The sequence below is a fragment of the Ferrovibrio terrae genome, from assembly GCF_943371255.1.
Lineage (GTDB): Bacteria > Pseudomonadota > Alphaproteobacteria > Ferrovibrionales > Ferrovibrionaceae > Ferrovibrio > Ferrovibrio terrae_B.
Genome location: NZ_CALRUC010000200.1, coordinates 1 through 3,699 on the forward strand (window position 1 = coordinate 1; position 3,699 = coordinate 3,699).

General features: G+C 64.9%; 7 protein-coding genes. 6 read left to right on the top strand and 1 reads right to left on the bottom strand.

Annotated features, from left to right (window positions below; all coding sequences use genetic code 11):
* The 3 genes from rimM to rplS all read left to right on the top strand — a co-directional run.
* The coding region (gene rimM / locus AAG799_RS22690) for a ribosome maturation factor RimM (RefSeq protein WP_341899392.1) at positions 1 to 402 on the top strand (402 nt) is incomplete at its 5' end.
* A 1-nt stretch (position 403) separates the two neighbouring features.
* Positions 404 to 1,144 carry a tRNA (guanosine(37)-N1)-methyltransferase TrmD gene (trmD, locus tag AAG799_RS22695; RefSeq protein ID WP_341899393.1) on the top strand — a complete coding sequence of 247 codons (741 nt, stop codon included), beginning with the start codon at positions 404 to 406 and terminating at the stop codon, positions 1,142 to 1,144.
* Positions 1,145 to 1,185: 41 nt separating this feature from the next.
* On the top strand, positions 1,186 to 1,569 hold the full coding sequence (rplS, locus tag AAG799_RS22700; protein ID WP_297689500.1) for a 50S ribosomal protein L19: 384 nt from the start codon (positions 1,186 to 1,188) through the stop codon (positions 1,567 to 1,569).
* A gap of 103 nt (positions 1,570 to 1,672) precedes the next feature.
* On the opposite strand, the gene AAG799_RS22705 is transcribed toward rplS, so the two are convergent.
* Positions 1,673 to 2,086, bottom strand: a complete 414-nt coding sequence (locus AAG799_RS22705) for a helix-turn-helix domain-containing protein (RefSeq protein ID WP_341899395.1) — start codon at positions 2,084 to 2,086, stop codon at positions 1,673 to 1,675.
* A gap of 130 nt (positions 2,087 to 2,216) precedes the next feature.
* On the opposite strand from AAG799_RS22705, the gene AAG799_RS22710 reads away from it, so the two are divergent.
* The 3 genes from AAG799_RS22710 to AAG799_RS22720 all read left to right on the top strand — a co-directional run.
* A complete protein-coding gene (locus tag AAG799_RS22710; RefSeq protein ID WP_341899397.1) occupies positions 2,217 to 2,867 on the top strand; it encodes a glutathione S-transferase N-terminal domain-containing protein in 651 nt (216 codons plus the stop codon).
* A gap of 154 nt (positions 2,868 to 3,021) precedes the next feature.
* The gene (locus AAG799_RS22715) at positions 3,022 to 3,426 is read left to right on the top strand and encodes a DoxX family protein (RefSeq protein ID WP_341899398.1); all 405 of its coding nucleotides are present in this window, start codon (positions 3,022 to 3,024) and stop codon (positions 3,424 to 3,426) included.
* A 49-nt stretch (positions 3,427 to 3,475) separates the two neighbouring features.
* A partial coding sequence (locus tag AAG799_RS22720) for a hypothetical protein (protein WP_341899400.1) occupies positions 3,476 to 3,699 on the top strand: 224 nt, incomplete at its 3' end.

Here is a 3,699-nt window from a genome sequence, read left to right on the forward strand (position 1 = left end):
AAAGGTGACGTCGTGATTGCGCGTATCAAGGGCGTCGAGGACCGCAATGCGGCCGAGGCGATGAAGGGCACCGAGCTGTATGTCCAGCGCGCTGCCCTGCCCCAGGCCGGCGATGGCGAGTTCTACTTCGCCGATCTGGTGGGCCTGACGGCAGTGATGTCGGGCCGGGTTCTGGGCCGCGTCAGCGCGGTGCACAACTACGGCGCCGGCGACATGCTGGAGGTGAAAACCGACAGCGGCCGTTCGGCGATGGTGCCGTTTACCGACGATGCGGTCCCCGACGTGGACCTCGCCGCCGGCAGGGTGACGGTGGAGCCGGCCTTCTGGCTCGGCGATCCGGGCACCGAAGAGGACCGCAAGGCAGAGGCAGCCGAGCGGGCGGCCGAACAGGCCGGAGAGTGAGTTGAGTACGGTCCCGGCCACGCCGTGGAATGCGCGGATACTGACGCTGTATCCCGCGATGTTCCCCGGCCCGCTGGGACAGAGCCTGGCCGGTCGCGCCCTTTCTGAGGGCCGGTGGTCGATGACGGTGGTGGATATTCGCGACTTCGCGCGCGACAAGCACCGCACCGTCGACGACACGCCCTTTGGCGGCGGTCCGGGCATGGTGATGCGGCCCGATGTGCTGGCCAGTGCGCTCGATGCGACACTGGACGGCACGGAAGGCTTCAGCGGGCAGCCGCTGATCTATTTCTCGCCGCGTGGCCGGCGCCTGGACCAGGCGCTGGTGCATGAGGTGAAGGCGGCCGGTGGAGCGACATTGCTCTGCGGTCGCTTCGAGGGGGTGGACGAGCGCTTTTTGCAGGCGCGCCCCGTTGTCGAGATCAGCCTCGGCGACTTCGTCCTGTCGGGTGGCGAGATCGCCGCATATGCGCTGCTGGATGCAGTCGTGCGGTTGCTGCCCGGGGTGATGGGTGCCGAAGAGTCCGGCACCGAGGAGAGTTTCGCGGACGGCTTGCTGGAATATCCCCAGTATACCCGGCCGCAGATGTGGGAAGGCCTGGCGGTGCCCGAAGTGCTGCTGTCCGGCCACCACGAGAAGATCGCAGCCTGGCGGCGCGAGATGGCGGAAAAGATCACCGCCGAGCGCCGGCCGGACCTGTGGGAGCGTTACCGTGGGCGCAAGCCGGCGGGAAAGAATTGAACGAGTTTGAACTTTTACTGAAGACAGAAAGGCAGAGTGCCATGAACCTGATGCAGCAGATCGAGAAAGAGCAGTCCGATGCTCTCGTCGCCGCCCGCGCGGTGCCGAATTTCGCCCCCGGCGATACCCTCACCGTCAACGTGAAGGTGGTCGAAGGCGGCCGCGAGCGCGTGCAGGCCTATGAAGGCGTGTGCATCGCCCGCTCCAACCGCGGCGTGAACTCCTCCTTCACCGTGCGCAAGATTTCCTATGGCGAAGGCGTGGAGCGTATCTTCCCGCTCTACAGCCCGCGCATCGAATCGATCGTGGTGGTTCGCCGCGGCGACGTGCGCCGCGCCAAGCTGTACTACCTGCGTGGTCGTACCGGTAAGGCTGCGCGCATCACCGAGAAGCGTGACGCGTCGGGCAAGACTGCCAAGGCCTGAGGCGTCCGCGCCGGTTCCGCACTGGCGCGACGACCTGTCTGACCTGAAGCCGCCTGCATCCCCTGATGAGGGATGCGGGCGGCTTTTCGTTTTTTGTGAATCTCTACTCCGCCGCCTCGCGCGCGCGCGGCGCGCGCAGCCGCGGGCCGTTCTGCGCCGCCCATTTGCCGAGTTCATCCAGCACCGGGCGCAGCGAGCGGCCCAGATCGGTGAGCCAGTATTCCACCTTCGGCGGTACGGCGGCATGCACGCGGCGGCCGACCAGGCCGGCGGTTTCCAGCGCGCGCAGCTGCTTGGTCAGTTCCTTCTGGGTGATCAGCGGAATGGCGCGCGACAATTCGGAAAAGCGCAGCGGCGCACCCGGCGACGCCGCCTGGGCCCGCGCCAGGCTGAGAATGATCGGCACCGCCCATTTGTTGGCGATCAGGTCCAGCGTGGCACAGATCATGCGCGCGCAGAGCGGCTGCCCGTCGGCGGTCAGGTCGTGGCGGAAATCGAAGTCGCTCTCAGTAGCCATTTGGTAAGTATAGAGGGTTTGGGTGCCTACTTGCAAATTGATACTGCACTAGGCTATCCCTCTGGGCCCCGGACTTCCAGCGGCATTTGCTGGAATCCGCCGGGAAAACACCATTGGAGGGAACCGTTTCATGGCCAAGCTCGACTTCTACTTCTCGCCCGGCGCCTGCTCGCTCGCCACCCATATCGCGCTGGAAGAAACCGGCGCCGCCTTCACGCCGAAGCCGACCTATACCCGCAAGGGGCAGACCCGCACGCCGGAATATCTGGCGCTGAACCCCAAGGGCAAGGTGCCGATGCTGGGCATCGACGGCAAGATGCTGACCGAGAATACCGCGATCCTGACCTGGCTGAACCGCAGCTATCCGAATGCCAAGCTGCTGCCGTCCGGCGATGCGCTGAAGGAAGCCGAGGCGCTGGCCTTTGTCGCCTGGTGCGCTTCGGGTGTCCATCCGGTGCTGGGCCGCTTCTTCGGCCCGCAGAATTTCTCCGACCTGCCCGACAGCGCCGACAACATCAAGGCGCTGGCGACCAAGGCCAATGCCGCCAACTTCGCCCTCATCGAAAAGGCGCTGGGGGCTAAGGACTGGCTGTTCGGCGAATGGTCGGTGGCCGATGGCTATATCTTCGTCTTCTTCAACTGGGCAACCAAGCTCGGCCTCGATGTTTCGGCCTATCCGAACTACGCCAAGCATTTCGAGCGCATGAAGCAGCGCCCGGCGGTGCAGCGCGCCATGGCGCGCGAGGCCGAGGCCCTGGCGGCGATGGACCAGGCCGCCTGAGCCAGACGAATCCGACTAACACGAAGGTGTTATCCTGACATCCGGGGGATTTATTGGAACCGGAGGGGCAGCGCGATACAGTCGCGCTGCCCTGATCTACCCAACAAGAAACCAGCTCAACCAACAGCAACAATAAACTGAAGGACCCACTCCCATGGCACTGCTCGAAAAGTTTGGCCCGCTGCTCGGCCGCATCCTGATCGCGTATCTGTATATCCCGGCCGGCATCAGCAAGATCACCGGCTTCGGCAACACGGTCGGCTACATCACCTCCAAGGGCCTGCCGATGCCGGAAGTCGGCGCCGTCATCGCCATCGTCGTCGAGATCGTGGTCGCCGCCGCCCTGCTGGTCGGTTTCAAGACCCGCTATGCCGCCCTGATCCTGGCCGCGTTCACCCTGGCGGCCGCCGTCGGCTTCCACAATTACTGGGCCGTGCCGGATGCGCAGAAGATGATGCAGACCATCATGTTCAACAAGAATCTCGCCATCGTCGGCGGCCTGCTGTTCGTCGCCGTCTTCGGCGCCGGTCCGTTCAGCCTCGACAACCGCAAGAACTGATCAGGCCTATCCTCGAGAAAGCCGCCGATGCAAATCGGCGGCTTTTTTCATGGCCGCGACCGCACCGGATTTCCGGCCGGCAAATCTGGACGCCATCCTGCACAGCCGCCATGCTGCGCCGATGCGCAGCCCCACCGTTACCGATGCCGCGCCCGATCCGGCTTTCATCGCCAGTCTGCCGGGTACGGATTTTTCCGATGCCTTTGCCATCATGGTGCCGAGCCGCGGCATCGATGCGCGCGAGGTGGCGGCGCTGGCCTTCAGCAAGCTGCC

Bases quoted from the DNA above. Each gene is read 5' to 3' on its own strand.
- AAG799_RS22715 (WP_341899398.1), top strand. From the start codon at position 3,022: ATGGCACTGCTCGAAAAGTTTGGCCCGCTGCTCGGCCGCATCCTGATC.
- AAG799_RS22705 (WP_341899395.1), bottom strand. From the start codon at position 2,086: ATGGCTACTGAGAGCGACTTCGATTTCCGCCACGACCTGACCGCCGAC.
- AAG799_RS22710 (WP_341899397.1), top strand. From the start codon at position 2,217: ATGGCCAAGCTCGACTTCTACTTCTCGCCCGGCGCCTGCTCGCTCGCC.
- rplS (WP_297689500.1), top strand. From the start codon at position 1,186: ATGAACCTGATGCAGCAGATCGAGAAAGAGCAGTCCGATGCTCTCGTC.